This is a genomic window from Acinetobacter junii (assembly GCF_018336855.1).
Taxonomy (GTDB): Bacteria; Pseudomonadota; Gammaproteobacteria; order Pseudomonadales; family Moraxellaceae; genus Acinetobacter; species Acinetobacter junii.
Genome location: NZ_CP059558.1, coordinates 2553850 through 2575938 on the forward strand (window position 1 = coordinate 2553850; position 22089 = coordinate 2575938).

21 protein-coding genes are annotated in these 22089 nt (G+C 37.8%); 9 read left to right on the forward strand and 12 right to left on the reverse strand.

Translation table 11 applies throughout. The annotated features are described in order from the left end of the window. Positions 1-43: 43 nt before the first annotated feature. The 6 genes from odhB to sdhC all read right to left on the reverse strand — a co-directional run bounded on the left by odhB (position 44) and on the right by sdhC (position 8181). The gene (gene odhB, locus H2677_RS11755; RefSeq protein ID WP_004908350.1) at positions 44-1234 is read right to left on the reverse strand and encodes a 2-oxoglutarate dehydrogenase complex dihydrolipoyllysine-residue succinyltransferase; all 1191 of its coding nucleotides are present in this window, start codon (positions 1232-1234) and stop codon (positions 44-46) included. After that, entirely contained in the window at positions 1234-4074 is a 2841-nt protein-coding gene (locus H2677_RS11760; RefSeq protein WP_004908351.1) for a 2-oxoglutarate dehydrogenase E1 component, read from the reverse strand. The genes odhB and H2677_RS11760 overlap by 1 nt, the downstream gene beginning before the upstream one ends. Positions 4075-4784: 710 nt before the next feature. Beyond that, positions 4785-5495, reverse strand: a complete 711-nt coding sequence (locus tag H2677_RS11765) for a succinate dehydrogenase iron-sulfur subunit (protein ID WP_004908354.1) — start codon at positions 5493-5495, stop codon at positions 4785-4787. Between the two features lie 14 nt (positions 5496-5509). Further along, complete coding sequence (sdhA, locus tag H2677_RS11770; protein WP_035336742.1) at positions 5510-7405, reverse strand: succinate dehydrogenase flavoprotein subunit; 1896 nt, start codon at positions 7403-7405, stop codon at positions 5510-5512. A gap of 9 nt (positions 7406-7414) precedes the next feature. Next, positions 7415-7780 carry a succinate dehydrogenase, hydrophobic membrane anchor protein gene (sdhD, locus tag H2677_RS11775; protein WP_004908359.1) on the reverse strand — a complete coding sequence of 122 codons (366 nt, stop codon included), beginning with the start codon at positions 7778-7780 and terminating at the stop codon, positions 7415-7417. After that, the gene (sdhC, locus tag H2677_RS11780; protein WP_005402201.1) at positions 7780-8181 is read right to left on the reverse strand and encodes a succinate dehydrogenase, cytochrome b556 subunit; all 402 of its coding nucleotides are present in this window, start codon (positions 8179-8181) and stop codon (positions 7780-7782) included. Before sdhC ends, sdhD begins: the two co-directional genes overlap by 1 nt. 900 nt (positions 8182-9081) lie before the next feature. Between sdhC and gltA the strand changes: the two genes are divergently transcribed. Beyond that, complete coding sequence (gltA, locus tag H2677_RS11785; RefSeq protein ID WP_004908368.1) at positions 9082-10356, forward strand: citrate synthase; 1275 nt, start codon at positions 9082-9084, stop codon at positions 10354-10356. 77 nt (positions 10357-10433) lie between these two features. Here the strand turns inward: gltA and H2677_RS11790 are convergent, their stop codons facing one another. Beyond that, entirely contained in the window at positions 10434-11099 is a 666-nt protein-coding gene (locus H2677_RS11790) for a YARHG domain-containing protein (protein ID WP_212638617.1), read from the reverse strand. 71 nt (positions 11100-11170) lie between these two features. Here H2677_RS11790 and H2677_RS11795 point away from each other — a divergent pair, with 71 nt between their 5' ends. Continuing rightward, positions 11171-11821 carry a DUF2306 domain-containing protein gene (locus H2677_RS11795; RefSeq protein ID WP_212638618.1) on the forward strand — a complete coding sequence of 217 codons (651 nt, stop codon included), beginning with the start codon at positions 11171-11173 and terminating at the stop codon, positions 11819-11821. Here the strand turns inward: H2677_RS11795 and H2677_RS11800 are convergent. Then, on the reverse strand, positions 11818-12309 hold the full coding sequence (locus tag H2677_RS11800) for a DUF1289 domain-containing protein (protein WP_112987686.1): 492 nt from the start codon (positions 12307-12309) through the stop codon (positions 11818-11820). The genes H2677_RS11795 and H2677_RS11800 overlap by 4 nt on opposite strands. 110 nt (positions 12310-12419) lie before the next feature. Between H2677_RS11800 and trhO the strand changes: the two genes are divergently transcribed. Next, positions 12420-13352, forward strand: coding sequence for an oxygen-dependent tRNA uridine(34) hydroxylase TrhO (trhO, locus tag H2677_RS11805; protein WP_004908383.1), 933 nt, complete (start codon positions 12420-12422; stop codon positions 13350-13352). A 220-nt stretch (positions 13353-13572) separates the two neighbouring features. On the opposite strand, the gene H2677_RS11810 is transcribed toward trhO, so the two are convergent. Beyond that, entirely contained in the window at positions 13573-14667 is a 1095-nt protein-coding gene (locus H2677_RS11810; RefSeq protein ID WP_212638619.1) for a hypothetical protein, read from the reverse strand. A gap of 262 nt (positions 14668-14929) precedes the next feature. On the opposite strand from H2677_RS11810, the gene H2677_RS11815 reads away from it, so the two are divergent. From H2677_RS11815 to H2677_RS11825, 3 genes are all read left to right on the forward strand, one after another. Continuing rightward, positions 14930-15550, forward strand: a complete 621-nt coding sequence (locus H2677_RS11815) for a DedA family protein (RefSeq protein ID WP_212638620.1) — start codon at positions 14930-14932, stop codon at positions 15548-15550. Between the two features lie 35 nt (positions 15551-15585). After that, complete coding sequence (gene tmpT / locus H2677_RS11820; RefSeq protein ID WP_212638621.1) at positions 15586-16218, forward strand: thiopurine S-methyltransferase; 633 nt, start codon at positions 15586-15588, stop codon at positions 16216-16218. 151 nt (positions 16219-16369) lie between these two features. Continuing rightward, positions 16370-16798, forward strand: coding sequence for an ABZJ_00895 family protein (locus tag H2677_RS11825; protein ID WP_212638622.1), 429 nt, complete (start codon positions 16370-16372; stop codon positions 16796-16798). A gap of 18 nt (positions 16799-16816) precedes the next feature. Here H2677_RS11825 and H2677_RS11830 read toward each other — a convergent pair whose 3' ends face one another. Then, the gene (locus H2677_RS11830; protein ID WP_212638623.1) at positions 16817-17695 is read right to left on the reverse strand and encodes a LysR family transcriptional regulator; all 879 of its coding nucleotides are present in this window, start codon (positions 17693-17695) and stop codon (positions 16817-16819) included. 101 nt (positions 17696-17796) lie between these two features. On the opposite strand from H2677_RS11830, the gene H2677_RS11835 reads away from it, so the two are divergent. Then, entirely contained in the window at positions 17797-18402 is a 606-nt protein-coding gene (locus H2677_RS11835; protein ID WP_212638624.1) for a LysE family translocator, read from the forward strand. A gap of 112 nt (positions 18403-18514) precedes the next feature. On the opposite strand, the gene H2677_RS11840 is transcribed toward H2677_RS11835, so the two are convergent. After that, positions 18515-19039, reverse strand: a complete 525-nt coding sequence (locus tag H2677_RS11840) for a YecA/YgfB family protein (protein ID WP_004908396.1) — start codon at positions 19037-19039, stop codon at positions 18515-18517. Positions 19040-19111: 72 nt separating this feature from the next. Beyond that, the gene (locus tag H2677_RS11845) at positions 19112-19318 is read right to left on the reverse strand and encodes a PA3496 family putative envelope integrity protein (RefSeq protein WP_212638625.1); all 207 of its coding nucleotides are present in this window, start codon (positions 19316-19318) and stop codon (positions 19112-19114) included. A gap of 353 nt (positions 19319-19671) precedes the next feature. Between H2677_RS11845 and rpoD the strand changes: the two genes are divergently transcribed. Both rpoD and H2677_RS11855 read left to right on the forward strand, forming a co-directional pair. Then, positions 19672-21555 carry an RNA polymerase sigma factor RpoD gene (gene rpoD, locus H2677_RS11850; protein WP_004950775.1) on the forward strand — a complete coding sequence of 628 codons (1884 nt, stop codon included), beginning with the start codon at positions 19672-19674 and terminating at the stop codon, positions 21553-21555. 151 nt (positions 21556-21706) lie between these two features. Beyond that, on the forward strand, positions 21707-21994 hold the full coding sequence (locus H2677_RS11855) for a YbeD family protein (RefSeq protein WP_004950773.1): 288 nt from the start codon (positions 21707-21709) through the stop codon (positions 21992-21994). Positions 21995-22089 lie beyond the last annotated feature (95 nt).

Genomic DNA, 22089 nt, shown 5'->3' on the forward strand with positions numbered 1-22089 from the left:
TTCTTAATTAAAGAAAAGTTAGGGATGATTTTTAAATAATAAGTTATAGGTCAAGAATAAGTTTAGCTGGCTCTTCTAACAATTCTTTAATTGTTACTAAGAAACCTACTGCTTCTTTACCATCAATTAGACGGTGGTCATATGAAAGCGCTAAGTACATCATTGGCAAGATTTCAACTTGTCCATTTACCGCCATAGGACGTTCTTGGATTTTATGCATACCAAGAATCGCTGTTTGTGGCTGGTTTAAAATAGGTGTTGAAAGTAATGAACCGAAAGTACCACCATTAGTAATAGTGAATGTACCGCCAGTCATTTCTTCGATCGATAATTTTCCTTCACGTGCTTTAGCAGCATATGCAGCAATACCACCTTCTACTTCAGCATAGTTCATACGATCAGTATCACGAAGGATTGGCACAACTAAGCCACGATCAGAAGAAACTGCTACACCGATGTCATAGAAGCCGTGATAAACAATATCATCACCATCAATCGACGCATTTACAGCTGGATAGCGTTTTAAAGCTTCTGTTGCTGCTTTAACAAAGAAAGACATGAAACCTAAACGAGCTCCATGGCGTTTTTCGAAAGCATCTTTATATTGCTTACGCATTTCCATGATCGGCTTCATGTTAACTTCATTGAATGTTGTTAACATTGCAGTTTGTTGTGTAGCCGCCAATAAACGCTCAGCAACACGCTTACGTAAACGTGTCATTGGAACACGTTTCTCGATACGTTCACCTACAGCAACGCTTAACGGCTGAACTGAAGCAGCTGGTTTATGATTTGCAACGTCTTCTTTAGTGATACGGCCACCACGACCAGTACCTTGTACGTCAGCAGCATTGATACCTGTTTCAGATAATGCTTTACGTACAGCAGGGGCTTGGTTTTGATCAACAGCTTGAGTTGGTGCAGCCGCAGCTGGAGCAGATGCCACAGGAGCCGCTGCTACTGGTGCAGCAGCTTCAGGAGCAGCCGCAGAAACAGCACCAGCTTCAAATTGAGCAATTACTTCATCAGAAAGAACTGTATCGCCTTCACCTTTGATGATCGCAACTAAGCTACCATCAGCTGGAGCAACCACTTCTAAAACAACTTTATCGGTTTCAATGTCACAGATCACTTCATCACGTGATACAGGTTCACCTACTTTTTTATGCCAAGTTGCGATCGTACCGTCAGCAACTGACTCTGGGAATACCGGTGCTTTAATTTCGGTTGCCATTATTTAGAATCTCCTGATTGTTCAGCTTCAATTGCAAGTGCGTCATTGACGAGCTGAGCTTGTTGTTTTGCATGCAAGTACGGTGAGCCACAAGCAGGTGCGGCCGATGCTTCACGTCCAGCATAGCTAATACGAATTTGTTTACCTGATTTAAGAACGTCTTCATACAAACGAGGAACGATAAATAACCAAGCGCCTTGGTTCTTAGGTTCTTCTTGCGCCCAAACAAGTTCTTGAATGTTTGGATATTGAGCCATAACTTCAGCTAAACGCTGTTCTGGATATGGATATAACTGTTCAATACGAACAATCGCAATATGGTTTAAACCAAGCTCACGACGTTTTTCGAGTAAATCGTAATAAACCTTACCACCACAAAGAACTAAACGAGTAACGTCAGCTTTGTTGATTTGATCGACTTCATCAATCACTGTTTGGAATGAACCATTTGCTAATTCATCTAAAGTTGAAGTCGCTAATTTATGACGTAGCAATGACTTTGGTGACATCACAATCATTGGCTTACGAATAGGACGAACCGCTTGACGACGTAAAGCATGGAAAATCTGTGCTGGTGTTGTAGGAGTCAATACTTGCATATTGTCTTCAGCACACAATTGTAAGAAACGCTCTAAACGTGCAGATGAATGCTCAGGACCCTGACCTTCATAACCATGTGGTAACAACATAGTTAAACCACATACGCGCTCCCACTTGGTTTCACCAGAAGCAATGAATTGGTCAATCACGACTTGCGCACAGTTTGCGAAGTCACCAAATTGTGCTTCCCAAACGATCAAGCTCTTCGGTAGAGTGGTTGCATAACCATATTCAAAAGCAAGCACAGCTTCTTCTGATAATAAAGAGTCATACACCGCAACACGTGGCTGATTTTCTTTAATGTGACACAACGGGATGTAAACAGAACCATCAACTTGGTTATGTAGTTTCGCATGGCGGTGAGAGAATGTACCACGCCCAACGTCTTCACCCGTAATACGTACTAGGAAGCCATCGTCCAGCAAAGATGCATACGCCAATGTTTCAGCAGCACCCCAGTTCAGTGGCATTTCACCTGTTTGCATTTTGATGCGGTCATCAATAACTTTTTGTACTTGGCGTTGTAATACAAAACCTTCAGGTAATGTATTCATTGTTTTGCCAAGTTCTTTTAAGCGATCAATGTTAAAGCTCGTATCCCAAACATCTGTATATTCATGACCTAGATATGGTGTCCAATCCACAAACATTTTTTTGTTTGGTTCACGTACTAATGCATTAGCAACATGGTTGCCCGCTTCTAAATCAGAACGATAACCTTCAACCATTTGATCAGCGCTTGCACGATCAAGGACTTTCTCTTGAACCAATTGATCAGCATAAAGCGTACGTGTAGTCGCTTTTTTATTAATCACTTGATACATCAACGGTTGAGTTGCAGATGGTTCATCTGCTTCGTTATGACCACGACGACGGTAACAGAACAAATCAATCACAACGTCTTTGCGGAATTCATGACGGAAATCATGTGCAAGTTGTGTTGCAAAAATTACAGCTTCAGGATCATCACCATTCACATGGAAAATTGGTGACTGAATCATTTTTGCTACGTCAGTACAGTATTCTGTAGAACGTGTATCGCGCGGATCTGAAGTCGTGAAACCAACTTGGTTATTAATAACGATATGAACTGTACCACCGACTGTATAACCACGTGTTTGTGACATTTGGAAGGTTTCTTGGTTAACACCTTGACCTGCAAATGCCGCATCACCGTGAACAATCACAGGAAGAACATCGTCACCACCAATATCTTTACGACGTACTTGACGAGCACGTACCGAACCTTCGACTACTGGTCCAACAATTTCTAAGTGCGATGGGTTAAATGCTAATGCTAAGTGAACCTCACCACCAGGCGTCATCACATTTGAAGAGAAACCTTGGTGATACTTAACATCACCAGAACCTTTTTTGTGTAGGCTCTTCCCTTCAAACTCACCAAATAAGTCGGCTGGGTTTTTACCCATAATGTTGACTAAAACGTTGAGACGACCACGGTGTGGCATACCAATCACAACTTCTTTACAACCAACACTACCTGCACGCTGAATGATCTCATTCATCATTGGAATAAAAGACTCACCGCCTTCCACACCAAAACGCTTAGCACCTACGAATTTTGTACCTAAATACTTTTCTAAGCCTTCTGCCGCAGTCAAACGCTCTAAAAAGCCTTTTTTCTGATCAGCTGAGAAATTAAATTTCCCACGAGCACCTTCTAAACGCTGTTGAATCCAACGTTTTTCTTTAGTGTCGACGATATGCATGTATTCTGCACCAATTGAGGTACAGTAAATTGCTTCCATTGCCTCAATCATTTCCGACAATGTAGCTTCTGCTTTACCAATCGCGAGATTACCTGTATTGAATACAGTATCAAGATCAGATTTTGTTAAACCATGTGCAGATAAATCGAGGTCAGGAACGTCTTCACGTTTCGCAAGACCTAATGGATCGAGTTTAGCTTTTTGATGACCACGGTTACGATAAGCAGCAATGAGTTGTAGTACACCAATTTGACGACGCTCATGCTCTGTGCTCACAGCACTTTGAACTACAGGTTGAATTCGGCTTGAATTACGACCCAAAAGCAGGAATTGTTCACGCACACTACCGTGTGGTTGATCCCCTTTAGGATATTTGTCGAAATATTCACGCCAATCCTCTGACACTGAGGTTGGAGATGTTAGATACTGTTCGTAAAGCTCTTCAATATACGCTGCACTATCAGCGGAAAGTTCAGTGTCAAGACGCAGTGCGTCAGCAACTTCTTGCATTTTTGGACCCATTTCCTATTGCAAAAAATAATACAGGCTGCCTTTTAAGCAGACCCATGATTCATAGTATCGAATTGGTAACAAGACACTACTACCCAAGATCATCCAACCTTAGGACATTATCACTACACATCAGGAGTATTCCTTTTGATGTAACAAATCAGTCACGCACCCATAAACAAGGCGCGCAACTCATTCTTATACTCGACGACATCGAGCAATTTTTTGCAAATCATTTTAGAAAAATTAACTAAATTTTTAACTTTTCTAAATTGACTTTGACTGAATAATCTGCATAAATCTTTTGTGAATATCTCCTGTATAACTTAAGGAATATCCTAATTTTTTGCTTTCAGTCGTTGGCAGAAATCCTAACATGTTATCAAGCTTGGATTGATTTTTTTGACACATACCATCCATAAATCAGCGAAATACACACATCAAATTATAATCTAATATAGCGCCCTTTCAAAAAAAGTTGCACTCTTATCGACCAAAGTTAAAGATTTTCTACAAATCTCGCACAAACTCTAAGCACAGTGCTCAAAAATGAATCAACGCAAAGCAATTGATCAACTTTTCTAATTCTTTTTATCTACATAAGTAATAAGCAGACCAGCATCCTTGTAGCACAAAACATACTTTTATGACGCAAATAAAAAAACGGAAGCTTTTTTCAAAACTTCCGTTTCTTCTACAGGAAAACCGAATTAACCAGCTTGATCCAATAGCATATTACGAATGTGGCCAATTGCCTTAGTTGGGTTTAACCCTTTTGGACATACAGACACACAGTTCATGATTCCTTTACAACGGAATAATGAGAATGGGTCATCCAAACGTGCCAAACGCTCTTGAGTAGCCGTATCACGCGAATCGATAATAAAACGATAAGCATTTAACAGTGCAGATGGTCCCAAGAACTTGTCAGGGTTCCACCAGAACGATGGGCATGAAGTTGAACAACATGCACATAGAATACATTCATACAAACCATCAAGATGTTCACGATCTGCTTGAGATTGCAAACGCTCTTTCGCAGGAGCTGGCTGATTGTTGATCAAGAATGGCTGAATTTTATTGTATTGATCGTAGAATTGATTCATATCTACAACCAAGTCTTTTACAACTGGTAAACCAGGTAAAGGACGAATTACAATTTTTTCAGGCAAGTCATTCAAGTTCCACAAACATGCCAAACCATTTTTACCATTAATGTTCACACCATCAGAACCACAAATACCTTCACGGCAAGAACGGCGGAATGTTAATGTTTCATCCTGAACTTTTAATGCAAGTAACGCATCAAGCAACATACGGTGCTTGTCAGTTAACTCCAACTTAAAAGTTTGCATGTATGGCGCTTTATCCTTATCAGGATCATAGCGGTAGATTTCGAATGTACGAGTACCTCTACTCATCTTTGTTCTCCCGATTAGAATGTACGTGGTTTAGGTTCAATAGCTTCAACCGTTAATGGATTGAAACGTACTGGTTTATATTCAAGACGATTGTCCGAAGAATACCATAACGTATGTTTCATCCACTCATCATCACGACGACCATAAGAGTAAGTCGGATGATCTGGAGCCAATTCATAATCAACAACGGTATGCGCACCACGACATTCTTTACGTGCAGCAGCAGAAATCAAGGTTGCTTTAGCAACTTCATACAAGTTTTCAACTTCTAATGCTTCAATACGTGCAGTATTGAATACTTTAGATTTGTCTTTCAAATGAATGTTACGAACACGTGATTCAATCGCAAGAATTTCTTTAACACCTTTATCAAGTAATGCTTGTGTACGGAATACACCAGCATGATCTTGAACGATGTCACGAATTACATCAGCAACTTCTTGCGCATTTTCGCCAGATGTAGATTCATCCAACTTACGTACACGTGCCAATGTGCTTTCTAACACATCGTTTGGTAATGGAGCATAATCATCACCATGGTGTTTAGTCACATAATCAATAATGTGTTCACCAGCAGCTTTACCAAATACAACAAGGTCAAGCAACGAGTTAGTACCTAAACGGTTTGCACCATGAACAGATACACATGAGCACTCACCGATTGCATAGAAACCTTTAACTGGTTTCACATAATCACGTGTGCCTTTATATGTATATTGTTTTGTATCTTTATCATAATGAGCAGAGAATTCACCCTCTTCAACACCATGAGGTACAACAACTTGACCATGGATATTCGTTGGAATACCACCCATTTGATAATGGATCGTTGGTACTACAGGAATTGGCTCTTTAGTACAGTCAACGTTCGCGAATTTCTTACCAATCTCAAATACTGATGGTAAACGCTTCATGATTGTATCAGCACCCAAGTGTGTCATATCTAATAGGATATAATCACCTTTTGGACCACAACCACGACCTTCTTTAATTTCTTGGTCCATAGAACGAGATACGAAATCACGTGGAGCCAAGTCTTTTAAAGTCGGTGCATAACGTTCCATGAATGGTTCGCCGTCTTTGTTGCGAAGGATACCACCCTCACCACGACAACCTTCAGTTAACAATACACCAGCGCCCGCAACACCCGTTGGGTGGAATTGCCAGAATTCCATATCTTGTAATGGAATACCTGCACGAGCAGCCATACCCAAACCATCACCAGTATTGATGTAGGCATTGGTAGATGCACGGTAAACACGGCCAGCACCACCTGTAGCAAATAATGTTGCTTTTGCTTGGAATACTGCGATGTTACCTGTTTCTTGATCAATTGCAGTTACACCAAGTACATCACCTTCTTCGTTACGAATTAGATCTAATGCAATCCATTCAACAAAGAATTGAGTACCCATTTTTACGTTGCTTTGATACAACGTGTGTAGTAGTGCATGACCAGTACGGTCAGCTGCAGCACAAGCACGTGGAACTGCTTTTTCACCGTAGTTTGCAGAGTGACCACCAAATGGACGCTGATAAATCGTACCATCTTCGTTACGGTCAAACGGCATACCTAAATGCTCTAACTCATAAACAACTTTCGGTGCTTCACGAGTCATAAACTCAATCGCATCTTGGTCGCCTAACCAGTCAGAACCTTTTACTGTGTCGTAGAAATGATAATGCCAGTTATCTTCTTGCATATTTCCTAACGATGCACCAATACCACCTTGAGCGGCAACTGTATGCGAACGTGTTGGGAATACTTTGGTTAATACAGCAACTTTCAAACCTGCTTGAGCAAGTTGGTAAGCAGCACGCATACCAGAACCACCACCACCAACGATAACTGAATCGAATGATAGGGTTTGAATATTTGAATAATTTTCTTTAGGGGTAGTTGCCATGATCTCTTCCTATCAATTTGCCCAGAAAATCTGGATACCCCAGATTGCGTATACGAACACTGAAATAATGACAGCAGAAGTTAACACAAGGCGTAAACCTGAAGCCGAAGGACCCATTTGACGTGTCGTTACATAATCTGTAAAGACTTGCCACATACCAATCCAAGCGTGCGCAACAAGCGATAACACAGCTAACAATGAGAAAATTTTCATTGGAAGCGTTAGCATAAAGCCAGCCCATTGCTCATAACCGAATCCACTATTGCATAGGATCCAGCCAAACATAACGACAGTATAAGCAGCTAAAACTACAGCTGATACACGTTGGATATACCAATCGCGAGAACCTGAACCCGTTAAACCTGTAGCACTTTTCATTAGAACATAATCCATACAAAAGCTGCGACAATACCGATCACAGATAAGATCAACGAAACTGTAGCTGCAATACGACCACTTTGTAATTCCTCAGCAAAACCAAGGTCAGCAAGTAGATGTTTAATACCTGCAATAAAATGGAAGATTAAGCCTGCTACAAATACCCATACGATGAAACGTACTAAGATATTTCCGAAAACGACATTTTTTACGTAGTCAAATCCTTCTGGTGAAGATAGAGATTTATCCAAAATCCACAAAAGAACAGCGACTAATAAGAAAACGATTACACCAGATAGACGGTGTAGAATTGATGCAATAGCCACGGGTGAGCGTAAATTTACCGCTAACACCTGACCCATGGACAAATTGACAGGTCTGTTGCTTTTCACAGCGGGCATCCTGTAGGTAGAAACTCCAACTGGAGTTTGTTTGAATTAATTCAAAGGAAAGCTGGCATTGTCAGGCAAGCACAGCACATGCCTAACCTATATAACGACAACGAATTATAAAACGTGAAATATCAAAATACAAACAATCAGCTTTCTCTTTAGTCGAAAAAAGCCTTAAATAAGAATCATTCACAAAAATAAGCAAGAAAAATCAATAAACCCACCATACAAAAATTACATAAAATATTGATTTTTAAAAATATTACATCAAATACAATTTATTATTTTTATTTTTAAATTTCGAATATATTCGTTCAAAATCATTAAGAAATTATTAAAGCATCATACTAAAGTCATATATTTGGATCGATTATTTATATACTCAGAAATAATACCCCTCATTTTAATATTAAATATAACTAAGCAATAATCTATCAAGCAAAGATGATTTTAGTTAAAAATTAGTCATTTTTTAATCAGTTGATCGCACCATAATAGAACAAATAAAAATTCCTTTATTTTTCAATCAACATTTTTTTTAATGATAATTTAAATCTAAGGCATGAGAAATATAGGGTTTTGGCATTTTATTTCAAAAAATTTTAAGAATCTATAAATTAAAAAGTGTTAAAAATTTACTTACAATTGTACTGATGCTTCATTTTTTTTCTGCACCTAAAACATGATTTGACATATTATACTCGACCGGTGCTGTGATTTTACTCAATTTTCCCGTTGATACTGAATGACTAATTGACTGTGATAACGTCATTTTTTATCCCTAAGTATAATTGACAAAATTTTAGTAGCCACTAATCTTATAGCAAATTTTGACACCGTCTGATTCGCACATGACAAGATTAGGATTTCGAGTCAGATAATCATTCACCAGGACAGGAGATCTATTGAATGTCTGCAGCAACTGGCAAAAAAGCCGTATTACAGCTTGATGGCAAAGAAATTGAATTACCAATTTACAGCGGCACATTGGGCCCAGATGTAATTGACGTTAAAGATGTATTAGCATCAGGTCACTTTACTTTCGATCCTGGTTTTATGGCGACAGCGGCTTGCGAATCTAAGATCACATTCATTGACGGTGACAAAGGTGTTTTATTACACCGTGGTTATCCAATTGATCAATTAGCGACTCAAGCAGACTACTTAGAAACTTGTTATTTATTATTAAATGGCGAGCTTCCAAATGCTGAACAAAAAACTGAATTTGATGCAAAAGTACGTAACCACACTATGGTTCACGACCAAGTAAGCCGTTTCTTCAATGGTTTCCGTCGTGATGCTCACCCTATGGCGATCATGGTTGGTGTAGTTGGTGCTTTATCTGCGTTCTATCACAACGGTTTAGACATCGAAGATGTTAACCACCGTGAAATCACTGCAATTCGTTTAATCGCGAAAATCCCTACGCTTGCAGCGTGGAGCTACAAGTACACCGTAGGTCAACCATTCATTTACCCTCGTAATGATTTAAGCTACGCAGAAAACTTCTTACACATGATGTTTGCTACGCCTGCTGATCGTGACTACAAAGTAAATCCAGTTCTTGCGCGCGCAATGGACCGTATTTTCACGCTTCATGCTGACCACGAACAAAATGCATCGACTTCTACAGTTCGTCTTGCTGGTTCTACTGGTGCAAACCCTTATGCATGTATCTCTGCTGGTATCTCTGCACTTTGGGGACCTGCTCACGGTGGTGCGAACGAAGCTGTACTTAAAATGTTAGATGAAATTGGTAGCGTTGAAAACGTTGCTGAATTCATGGAAAAAGTAAAACGTAAAGAAGTGAAGCTTATGGGCTTCGGTCACCGCGTTTATAAAAACTTTGACCCTCGCGCTAAAGTAATGAAGCAAACTTGTGACGAAGTTCTTGAAGCATTAGGCATCAACGATCCACAATTGCAACTTGCTATGGAACTTGAGCGTATTGCATTGAACGACCCGTACTTCGTAGAGCGTAAGCTTTACCCGAACGTAGACTTCTACTCAGGTATCATCTTAAAAGCGATTGGTATCCCAACAGAAATGTTTACTGTAATTTTCGCTCTTGCACGTACTGTTGGTTGGATCAGCCACTGGTTAGAAATGCACAGCGGTCCTTACAAAATCGGTCGTCCGCGTCAGCTTTATACTGGCTCGACTCAACGCGATATCAAACGTTAATTTTCAACAGAATCTTAATGTTAAAAAAGCTGCCTGATGGCAGCTTTTTTTATTAGATACTTAATTTATAAAATAAATTAACGTCCCCACTCTACGTCTTTCGCATAAGGTTCTACCATTTTGATACGCTTCACATTCTCTTTTTCAATTTGAGTTAAACGTGAATCCACATTGGTAAAACACGGCATGTACCAATCATAATCAGCAAATGTAGCAGCCCAACTTTTATTCTGGAATGCATACCCATGGCGTGCATAGATTTCATTACGCATATATTGCAACTCACCTAAAGCAACTTGTAGATCTGAATCTTTTAATAATTTACGCGATGCTTCTGGATAGTTACCTTCATCTTTTGCATAGTTACACTGCTGTGCTTTCAAGCTAAAAAACTTTGGTTTAACTGTTTTACTACTGGGTAACCATTGTGCATCAATCACTGTAGCATTATTTTTATAATCTAAAATGAACTGACCAAAGGTAGCACCTTGTCCTAATTCATTCAAAGTTGCTTTATAAACTGAGCCACTTTTTTGAAGACTTCCCTTAAATCTAGTTTGCTTACCATTTAACAAACTATACCCTGTGAGTTGATCTCCTTTCTGTTGAAAGAACAAAGAAATTTTTTGTTCATCGTTATACAATCCTGTCCAAGATGAGGCGAGCTGTGGAGTTTGGGCAAAACTCAAGTTACAACCTGTTAAAGCAGCTGTAAAAGTTAAAAACTTAACTAATTTATTCATATTTCTATGCTCATCAAATATAAAGTTATTGCATTTATTCTTAGTCAATCATGATAACAGCGATCAATGATATGTGGAAAATTCTAAATCCCCTTACTCGACTTATAACCACATTCATTTTCTTTTACTTATTTATATTGATGGTAGGAATTTGTATTCAATATTTTCCTTGGTCAAATCAATCTAATTTTTTAGTTCTAAAGCAAGATGTCGTCCTGACTCAGCCTTGGCGCATCGCCTTCCAAATTCATGTCTTAACGAGCAGTTTTGTTCTTTTAGCTGGCTTTACTCAATTTTCACAATATATTCGTAAAAAATTTAGTCTTGTTCATCGTTATGCAGGTTGGATTTATATTGTTTCGACTCTAGGTTTTGCACTACCGAACGGTTTGATATTGGCGGTGTATGCCAATGGCGGCTTCAGTACCCAATTGTGTTTTATTTTACTAGGACTACTTTGGGGAGTCAGCACTTTAATTGCGCTTTATTTTGCGATTGGGAAACAATGGTTTCGACATCGTGACTGGATGATAAGAAGTTTTGCTTTAGCTTTATCTGCCTTGAGTTTAAGAACATGGAAACTCGTGTTATACGAACTACAACCGCACATTGACTGGCTCACACCAATCCACATATATCAACTAGAAGCATGGCTAGGTTGGACGATTAATTTATTGATTGCAGAAGTTATTATTTACTATATCAACCACAAAAGAATTTAGATTTCATCTTCTTCTAATGTCCGTAACAAATTCGAACTAATCCCATCGGCACGAAGCCAAGCCAGTTCATAACTCGCTTTCGCTAAAGCCAATACTCTTCTCTCGAATTCATCCCATACAGGCTTCACTTGTGCATCCACAATCCCCAGACCACTTTCCTGAGCTAAGTACTTATTTTTTTCGCATATCTTTAATGCATGATAAAGCTTGCGACCTTTCGTTGCCGTATCTAATACTCGAATCCGCTTATTATGAATAAAGTCCTCTACCTGTTGCATATTTGCATGAGGTAACAAAGGCACAAGAATTTGATCAAGTTGTGCATCTAAACGTTGCCAAACTGTAAGTCGCTGTTCTGGTGTATATGTATTCCAATGAATTACTTCATGATTAAAACGGCGACATCCTCGGCACACCAAATCACCAAATACCGTTGAACAACGCCCTGCACATGGGGTCAATGATGGGATTCGACGATCATTACTCAAAACACATTCCTCTAAAACCATATCAATTTTATGGTTTTCTCGCTTATTTTCAAATTTCACGCTAAAATACGCGCCTTGATTTTCCTATCTTAATACATTTGGAGTTATCCATGAACGCTACTGTAGAACAGCTTGCACCTGTAGAACAGCAAGCGACCAATAATTGGGTTGTTGCGGCACTATATCAATTTAAAGAAGTTTCAGATGCAGCGGATCTGCAACAGCGTCTTTTAACACTAGTGAATAGCATCAATTTATGTGGAACTCTGATTGTTGCACCAGAAGGAATCAACGGTACTGTCGCTGGTGATCGCACAGCAATTGATACTGTACATCAATTTTTGCTGAACGAAGGTTTCAACGAAATGGAATATAAAGAGTCTTTTAGCTCTGATAAACCATTCCGCAAAATGAAAATTAAACTCAAAAAAGAGATCGTAACTTTAGGTGTAGAAGTTAAACCCCGTGATCTAGTCGGTCATTACCTCGACCCTAAAGAGTGGAATGAGTTAATTAGCCGTGATGATGTGATTTTAATCGACACACGTAATGACTATGAATATAAAGCAGGCACGTTTAAGGGTGCAATTGATCCTAAAACTGAAACTTTTCGTGAGTTCCCTGAATACGTAAAGCAAAACTTAGAACAACACAAAGATAAGAAAATCGCCATGTTCTGTACAGGTGGTATTCGTTGTGAGAAATCAACATCATTACTCTTACAAGAAGGATTTAATGAGGTATATCACCTTAAAGGCGGTATTCTTAAATATCTAGAAGAAACCCCAGCAGAAGAAAGTTTATGGGAAGGTGAATGTTTCGTATTTGATGGCCGCACCGCAGTAACACATGGTGTTGAAGAAGGCGAAAATATTAAATGTCATGCATGTGGCTGGCCTCTTACTAAAGAAGAAGCTGAATTACCTAGCTATGAACATGGAGTTTCTTGTGTTTTCTGTATTGATAAAACTACAGAAAAACAAAAAGAAGGTTTCCGCATGCGCCAATCACAAATTGCAGCAGCAAAACGCAAACGTCTGTAAATAGTAAAAAGCTATCAAAAAATGAATGTTAATTAATTAAGAACTTAACAGTCCAATTGATGTCTAATAATACTTACATTCAGACCAATTTAAGTCAAATATAAGGAAAAGTAGATTGTTTTCAATCTACCTTTCCTTAACTAATAAAGATCACATCAAAAGTTAGCTTTTTTAGGTAAGCTATCTTGTGAGAACTAATTTAAGATATATTTCTTTATTCTCAGGCACGCACTCTAGTTGTTGAACAAACCAAAGGCTCTCCCTTTTCGTTACCCGCAGTTACACCATTAATTTGTCCATCAGGCAAGAGTGAGATTGCAACATTATATAAAACATCATCCAAGGAAGACGAAACAGGATTAGAGGCTACAAACATAACACCAACAGAACTTTTCGAAAGAATCTCATCCTCCTCCTCTCCATTGATAAATGCCGATATAGTCAACTTACCATTACTGACCGTGAGTGTACTTCCTGATTTTGTTAAAATACACTTTTCACCAAAAGGGGTAATTAGTTGATCTTCTTTAAAATCTGGCAATACATTTGAAGCACAATAATTGTACCTTTCAATCATGCCTGAGTCATATTGTTGGCACGCTGCTGTATTTACAATAATGTTTAATGGGTTAATCACTACTTTATCTGATTTAGCAGGTAGTTGTGTTAGATTACCATCTTTCACTAAAGTTAATAAGGCATTGTAGTTCTCAATAGTATTGCTACCTTGAATTGCTTCAAACAAGGCTTGGATAGCTAAATGGAGAGGATTTGCTGTTTTTATTTCAGTAGTAAAAAGATCGGTTTTACTGTCTAGCGAATACTCTTTTTTAATCAATTCAGCAACTAAAGCCGCATTTGCTGATTTTAACTTTTCCTCAGTCATCATTCCTGATTGATACCAAGTATTAGGCAATTGCATACTGGCATAAGTAATAGTCAAATCTGTTAATGGATTAATGTTAACACTTCCAGCTTGACTAATATAACTGTGATAGCTTTGCTCATTAGCTTTGACTTCTAAACGGCATGGAAATTTACTGCTATCTATCTGCCCTTGCCACTTGCCTTGAGCGTCAACTTTGACTTCATCTTTAAAACCAACACCATCTTTACAGTTTGCTGTCACATTCGAATTATTTAAAGTTGTAAAACCAAAGGCTGTCCCTGTAATCGAACTATAAGCAATTTTAGATTCATCAGAAGATTTATCTGCTTCGCTTGTATTGTTACCCTTCTCCCCTCCACAAGCGACCATTAGGACTGACATAATTAATAAACTGAACTTAATTGATGTTTTAGTATTTAATTTCATTAACTTACCCTAATATTTTTAAAATTTTTTAATTCAATTTCAGCAATTTCCGAAACTAACAAAATTATACATACCTTTCTGTTTATTTTTAAGTATTTATACCTACAAGAGGATTAAGAAACCATACCATGAGAAAAAAAATTTACTTTCTAGACTGTGTAGACTTAATGATTTAGTACATCTCAATTAACCAATCTATTGTTGTCAGCTGGATAAGTAAGAAATATTCTATCTAAATTGATCTTCGACTAAGAATGGTACTATGGGACTAGAAGACTGGGTCTTATCTGTGATGGAAAAGCTGGGATATTTGGGTATTGCATTCTTAATGTTTTTAGACAATATTTTTCCACCAATACCATCTGAAATTATTATGCCCTCTGCTGGTTATACAGCCTCTAAAGGTGATTTGACTTTAATTGGTGTCATTATTGCGGGCAGTACAGGATCTTTACTTGCTGCGATGGTGCTATATTGGATTGGTCGAAAAATTCCTGAGCAACGATTATTCATCTTTATAGAGCATTACGGAAAATTTCTAAGAATAAAAGTAAGTGATCTTGAAAAAGCATTAACTTGGTTTAACAAACATGGACATAAGATTGTTTTCTTTGGTCGTATGATTCCAGCTGTTCGCTCTCTCATAAGTATTCCAGCGGGTATGAGTAAAATGCCTTTTGGTAAATTCATGACCTACAGTGCCTTAGGAACGATTGTATGGACTACTTTTCTAGCCTACTTAGGTTATCACTTTAGTGAAAATCAAGCCTTGATGACTCTGATTATGCAACGTGTTGGTTATATTATTTTAGCTCTAGCTTTACTGTATATCATTTGGATTATTGCAAGAAAGTTCCAAAAAAATCATAAAGATAAACACTGAGACTTATTTTCAATTATTTTTATCTGAGACAAATTATGAAACATGAATTTTGGCATGACAAATGGAAAAAAAATGAAATTGGGTTTCATCTCAATCAACCGCATTCACTATTGGTTAAATATATTGACTCCTTAAACCTAGAGAAAAGCAATCGTATTTTCCTTCCATTGTGTGGGAAAAGCTTAGATATCCATTGGTTGTTAGCACAAGGTTATCATCTGATTGGAATTGATCTTAGTCCAATTGCAATCGAAGAATTAATATCCGAACTTGCTATTCCATTTACTGAAAGAAAACTAGAAAAATTAACTCATTATCATCATCCTCAAATTGATCTATTTGTTGGTGATTTCTTTGAATTGACTTCAAGCAATATTGGTAAAATTGATGCGATTTATGATCGAGCTGCTTTAGTCGCTTTACCTGAAGAAGTGCGAACAGATTATGCACAGCATTTGATGCAAATTAGCAATCAAGCAACTCAATTACTCATTAGTTTTGAATATGATCAAAGTGTGATGGCAGGTCCGCCTTTCTCTATTTCCCCTCAACAGCTTAAAGACTATTATTCCAAGCAGTACCAACTGAAATTACTTGAAAGTCAGACAGAGCTACTTAAAGGAAAGGTTGACGCTGAAGAAAAAATTTGGCTATTAAAGCCTTACTAAATGCATATCAACTTATTAAAACCACATTAAAAGCTGTGGTTTTAATTACTTATTATTTATAATGCACGTTCAAGTTGATTTAAAAAATAAAATTAACATATAGATTTAAATTACTTATAGACCCAGAACCAAATCATAAAGAGAAATCATAATGAAATATTATCTATGGATATTTACAGGTATTTATACACTCACACTACTTATTTTTGGATTATTGGCTTACTGGATAGATCTATCAAGTTCTACTACCGTACCGACATTAATTGCAGCAGGATTTTTTACGTCATGGATCTTTGTAAAACGCGAACAAAGAGTCCCCAATCCTCAAGAACGTAAACAACTAATTTTAGGATCAATTGCGAGTAACTTAATTATGAGTGCAATCCTCGTCGTGATCGCATTATTTTTTATTGCTCCTATTCAAACATCTATTGAGATTATTAAACACATTCCTATATGGCTTTGGATTTTGGTGACTGTATTTTTAATATTAGTTGAATATTTTATTTTTCATCTCAGCTATGGCTGGTATGCAAAGCAATGCCTTAAAGGACTTGAGAATAAAAAGCGTCTTAATTGAGATGTTTAGAACCAAGAATTAATTATTGCTAGAGAATTTAAATTGTGAGCTTTGCATTTCATCAATTAACCAGTTTTTGAAATGCATCTTACGAATATCATCTTCAAATGGAAGCTCAGATAACAAGTAATAAGCAGAACCATCTTGATAAACTTTTGTAAGTCTTTCAAGCATTTGATAGTCCATTTCACGTTCTACCATGTAGCCAGAAACAATCGTTGCACCCAATCCAGCCAATGCTGCTTCAATACATAGATAGAAGTGTTCAAGTGTTTCTGTATGCATCGAACTCAATTGTGGTTGATGTATCTTTTTAAAATGATGCCAAAGCTTGGCTCTCGATGCTGATATAAAGATATTTTTGGGAATGTCTAATCGATCTTTTTTCTTCACACAAAGCATATATTCATCAGCAATTTTCTCGCTATAAATCTGATTTGACCAAATAAAATCATCTCTTCTTAAAGCCAAATCAATTTGTTGCACATTAAAATCGACCTCACCTCCACCTGTGAGCAAACTGACCTCAATATCAGGAAACTTTTGTTTGAAATTTGCCAATCTTGGAATTAGCCATTTCATAGCTATCGTGGGCTCACAAGATAATATTAAATTTTTCTTCGTCTTATTCTTTTCTTTTAAATGAACTAAACAAGTTTCAATTTGTGGGAAAATCTGTTGGCAACACTCAAACAACACCTCACCATCCTGTGTGAGTTTTAGCATTCTCCCCTCACGAAAGAAAATTTCTATCCCTAGACTATCCTCCAAACTTTTTAACTGCTTACTCACCGCACTCTGTGTCACAAACAGTTTTTCCGCTGCTTCTGTAACACTCTGATAGCGAGCAACATAGTAAAAAAATTTAAGAGAATTCAATGACAAGCGCTCTATCATTCCAAATACTCATATATAAAATGAATTAACTTCATTTTTAACTATAGCAAATATATGAAAAATAAATGAATTAAGCTTAAATTTATTAATAAGTCACTTGCGTGAATGAAATACTAATCGTTTTATTGATTACGATTTTGGCAGTAGTCAGTCCAGGTGCTGACTTTGCCTTAATCACACGAAATAGTTATTTATACGGTCGTCTACAAGGTAGATATACAGCTTATGGAATCGCTTGCGGGGTTTGGATTCATGTTTTTTATAGTCTAATCGCCCTAAATTTTGTGCGCCATAGCATTCCTGGCGTTCTTCAATTTATACAATATCTTGGTGCATTTTATTTGATTTATATTGGTTATAAAACTTTCACTCACACGACTGCAAGTATACAAGAGACAAAAGTATATAACTCAAGAAGCAAATCATTTAAACAGGGATTTCTAACAAACGCTTTAAATCCAAAAACCATGCTATTTATTATGAGTTTATTTTCACAGGTGATGAATAATGGAAACAATACGTGGGTCTTGCTTGGTTACGGTATATTTATTTCAGCCGCTCATTTGATCTGGTTTCTTCTCATCGTTCAGTTTTGTTCTACACCAAACATTAGAAATAAAATCTTAGAGAAACAAATATTTCTTAATAAAGGTATTGGTTTGTTGCTGGTCTTATTAGGTGTCAGTTTAATATTTTCTCAAATATAAAACACTCAATCAAATCGATCAAAATATAAAATTCAGGGTATAAAAAACGCCCATTATTGGACGTTTTTTACATCAAATATCATCAACTTAATAAGCTGATAAATACAACATATTATGCTGGAGTATGATACATGAGATAGATTTCGTTCAGATTATCTGGAATTTCTTCTGCTAACTCATCCATCAATTGACCATTACGACGGAAAGACTCCATCTGAGGATCTTCTTCATCAATACCGCTGAAGACCATGATTGGTAAAGTTAAATCTACAAGTTGCTCTTCAAACTCAGGTGTAAACCAAGCATCCTCGTTCAAGAACATTGCATCAACGAAACCTACACTCCAATCACCCAAACTTGATTCAACGTCCGCTTCTTCGATTTCAAAAGGAAATTCGATTCCGTTTTCGTTTGCCAAGTCTTGTCTTAGAGACTCTAACCATAACTTAACTTGTTCAACGATTTCGCTAGGAACTTTCTTTTGATTATTATCAAAAAGTTCTTCTAACCAACGATCAAACTTTGGACCTACGGCTATTGCACACAGAAAACCATGAGTCGCTGCAAAATCCAGACCGTATTCGTTTTGATCACCGTCAAGATAATTACTCAATAAGTCTAAATCTAACGTACTCATTCTTTATCCAAATTTTAAAAATATTTCGTCAACAGCATAACATTTTAAGACTTAAAGTCTCAGAAATTTTGCTCAGTCTTCTTCGTCGAGATCATCGTCGTCGAAATCATAATCAAAATCTTTTAATTCTCGTTCTAAACGACGTTGAGCCAATAGATCATCAATCAAACGGCGCTTTTCTAATGATTCTTTGGCGCTGATTTTTCCTGATGACTCATCAAAACCAACATCATCATCGCCGTAGTTATCATCATCTAATTCAAAATCTGTAGAAGACACTAACACTACCTCTAACAATGAAAAATATAAATGGGTCTAGCCGCTATTTATCTTTCTTCAAATACCTTGTCAAGTTTTATTTAATTTTTTCGCTATAAATCGGTGATTTGTACTTTTTTTCAGCGCTTTTTTTGTGTATTTATAGATGGAGGGCAACAACAATGAAATATAATCACTTTCAATGGACTTGCTGCTTGAAAAAATAATACTCAACCCCATATCCAACAAACTACCGTGAAATCAAACCTATTTTTTTATTTAAGACAAACGGATCAAATCCAAAACATTCGACGTGAATTGTGCTATCATGCACGGTTTTTCACCGCCACAGATTCAACAAAGAGTAAGCAAAGATGAGCGATATGCATTCCCCTACTTCTCAAGTAGCGGCTCTGATTAGCCGAGGCAAAGAACAAGGTTACTTAACTTACGCTGAGGTTAACGATCATCTCCCGGACTCGATTACAGAAAGCGAACAGATTGAAGACATCATTCAGATGCTTCAAGACGTTGGTATTCCTGTGCATGAACGTGCGCCAGAAACTGACGATGCGATGTTTGGCGAATCGACTGAGGCTGCTGATGAAGTTGCAGAAGAAGAAGCTGCTGCAGTATTGGCTTCAGTTGAAAGTGAGCCTGGTCGTACGACTGACCCTGTTCGTATGTATATGCGCGAAATGGGTACAGTTGAACTTCTTACTCGCGAAGGCGAAATCAGTATTGCAAAACGTATCGAAGAAGGTATCCGTGACGTTTTACACTCGATCGCTTACTGGCCAAATGCTGTTGAAGTCGTTTTACAAGAATATAATGATTTTTTAACTGGCGAGCGTCGTCTTGCCGATATTCTTTCTGGCTATTTAGATCCAGAAACAGATGATGATATTCCAGAAGTACTGGAAGAAGAAGCTGTGCTTGAGGATGATGAAACTCCAGCAGCACCAGCAAAAGATGTAAAACTCGACGATGATGATGAAGATGAAGAGTCTGAAGGTGATGATGATTCTGAAGGTGATTCAGGTCCTGATCCAGAAGTCGCAAAAGTTCGTTTTACAGAATTAGAATCTGCTTGGAATGACACCAAAGCGATTATTGAAAAACACGGTCGTAGCAGCGAAGAAGCGAAAGCTGCGCTTGAATCTCTAGCAGCTGTGTTCATGATGTTCAAATTTACTCCACGTTTATTTGACATTATTTCAGAAATGATTCGTGGCACACATGATCAAATTCGTGCAAATGAACGTGAGATTATGCGTTATGCTGTACGTCGAGGCCGTATGGATCGCAATCAGTTCCGTACAACGTTCCCAGAGCAAGAATCAAATCCTGCTTGGTTAGATGAACAAATTGCTAAGGCACCTGCTGAAATCAAACCACACCTTGAAAAAGTTCGCCCAGATGTACTTGCATTCCAACAAAAGATTGCTGACATCGAAAAAGAACTAGATCTAAACGTGAAAGAAATTAAAGATATTTCTAAACGTATGGCCGTAGGTGAAGCAAAAGCCCGTCGTGCTAAGAAAGAAATGGTTGAAGCCAACTTACGTTTGGTAATTTCGATTGCGAAAAAATACACGAACCGTGGTTTACAATTCCTTGATCTTATTCAAGAAGGTAACATTGGTTTGATGAAAGCCGTAGATAAGTTTGAATACCGTCGTGGTTATAAATTCTCGACTTACGCTACGTGGTGGATTCGTCAGGCAATTACTCGTTCTATTGCCGATCAAGCGCGTACTATTCGTATCCCAGTACACATGATTGAGACGATCAACAAGATCAACCGTGTATCTCGTCAACTTCTTCAAGAAATGGGTCGCGAACCAACACCTGAAGAATTAGGCGAACGTTTAGAAATGGACGAAGTTAAAGTTCGTAAAGTACTTAAAATCGCAAAAGAACCGATTTCGATGGAAACACCAATCGGTGATGATGAAGATTCGCATCTTGGTGACTTCATCGAGGATTCAAACATCACTTCACCAGTGGATGCTGCGACCTCGGAAGGCTTAAAAGAAGCGACTCGTGAAGTACTTGAAAACTTAACTGAACGTGAAGCAAAAGTTTTGAAGATGCGTTTTGGTATTGATATGCCAACTGACCATACTTTAGAAGAAGTAGGTAAGCAGTTTGATGTAACGCGTGAGCGTATCCGTCAGATTGAAGCGAAAGCGTTACGTAAACTTCGCCACCCTTCTCGTTCTGAACACTTACGTTCATTCTTGGAAAACGACTAATATTGAGTGTGTTTTACTCAAAAATCAAAGCTCTAACAGCGCATTCTGTAGGCTTTGATTTAGGGGTTGAAGTCTAGTGCTTTGTCCCCATTATTGTATTAGATCATAAGCGCCTGCACTGATGCAGGCGTTTCAAATTAAGAGGTTGCTCATGTTAGACCGCACTCCTTCTCGTGAATTGCAAGAACATCTTTGGGTTTTCCCAATGGACTATCCAATCAAATTGATTGGTAATGCAGGGGATGAACTTCGAGTGGCTGTTGTTGATATTTTGCAGAAGCACTTCCCTGAGTTTGATGGTGAAACAGTTACTGTTCAAGCATCTCGCACAGGTAAATATCATTCTTTAACTGCGCAATTACGCTTTGAAGAATTAGAACAAGTTCATGCACTATATGCTGATCTTGCTGCCTGTCCATTAATTAAGACAGCGCTATAATCAAGGAATCCAAAATACGAAAGTGTTTTGGATTTTTTATGTGTGCAAATAAAACCTCTGATCAGTTAAACCATTCATAACACTTCTATATTATT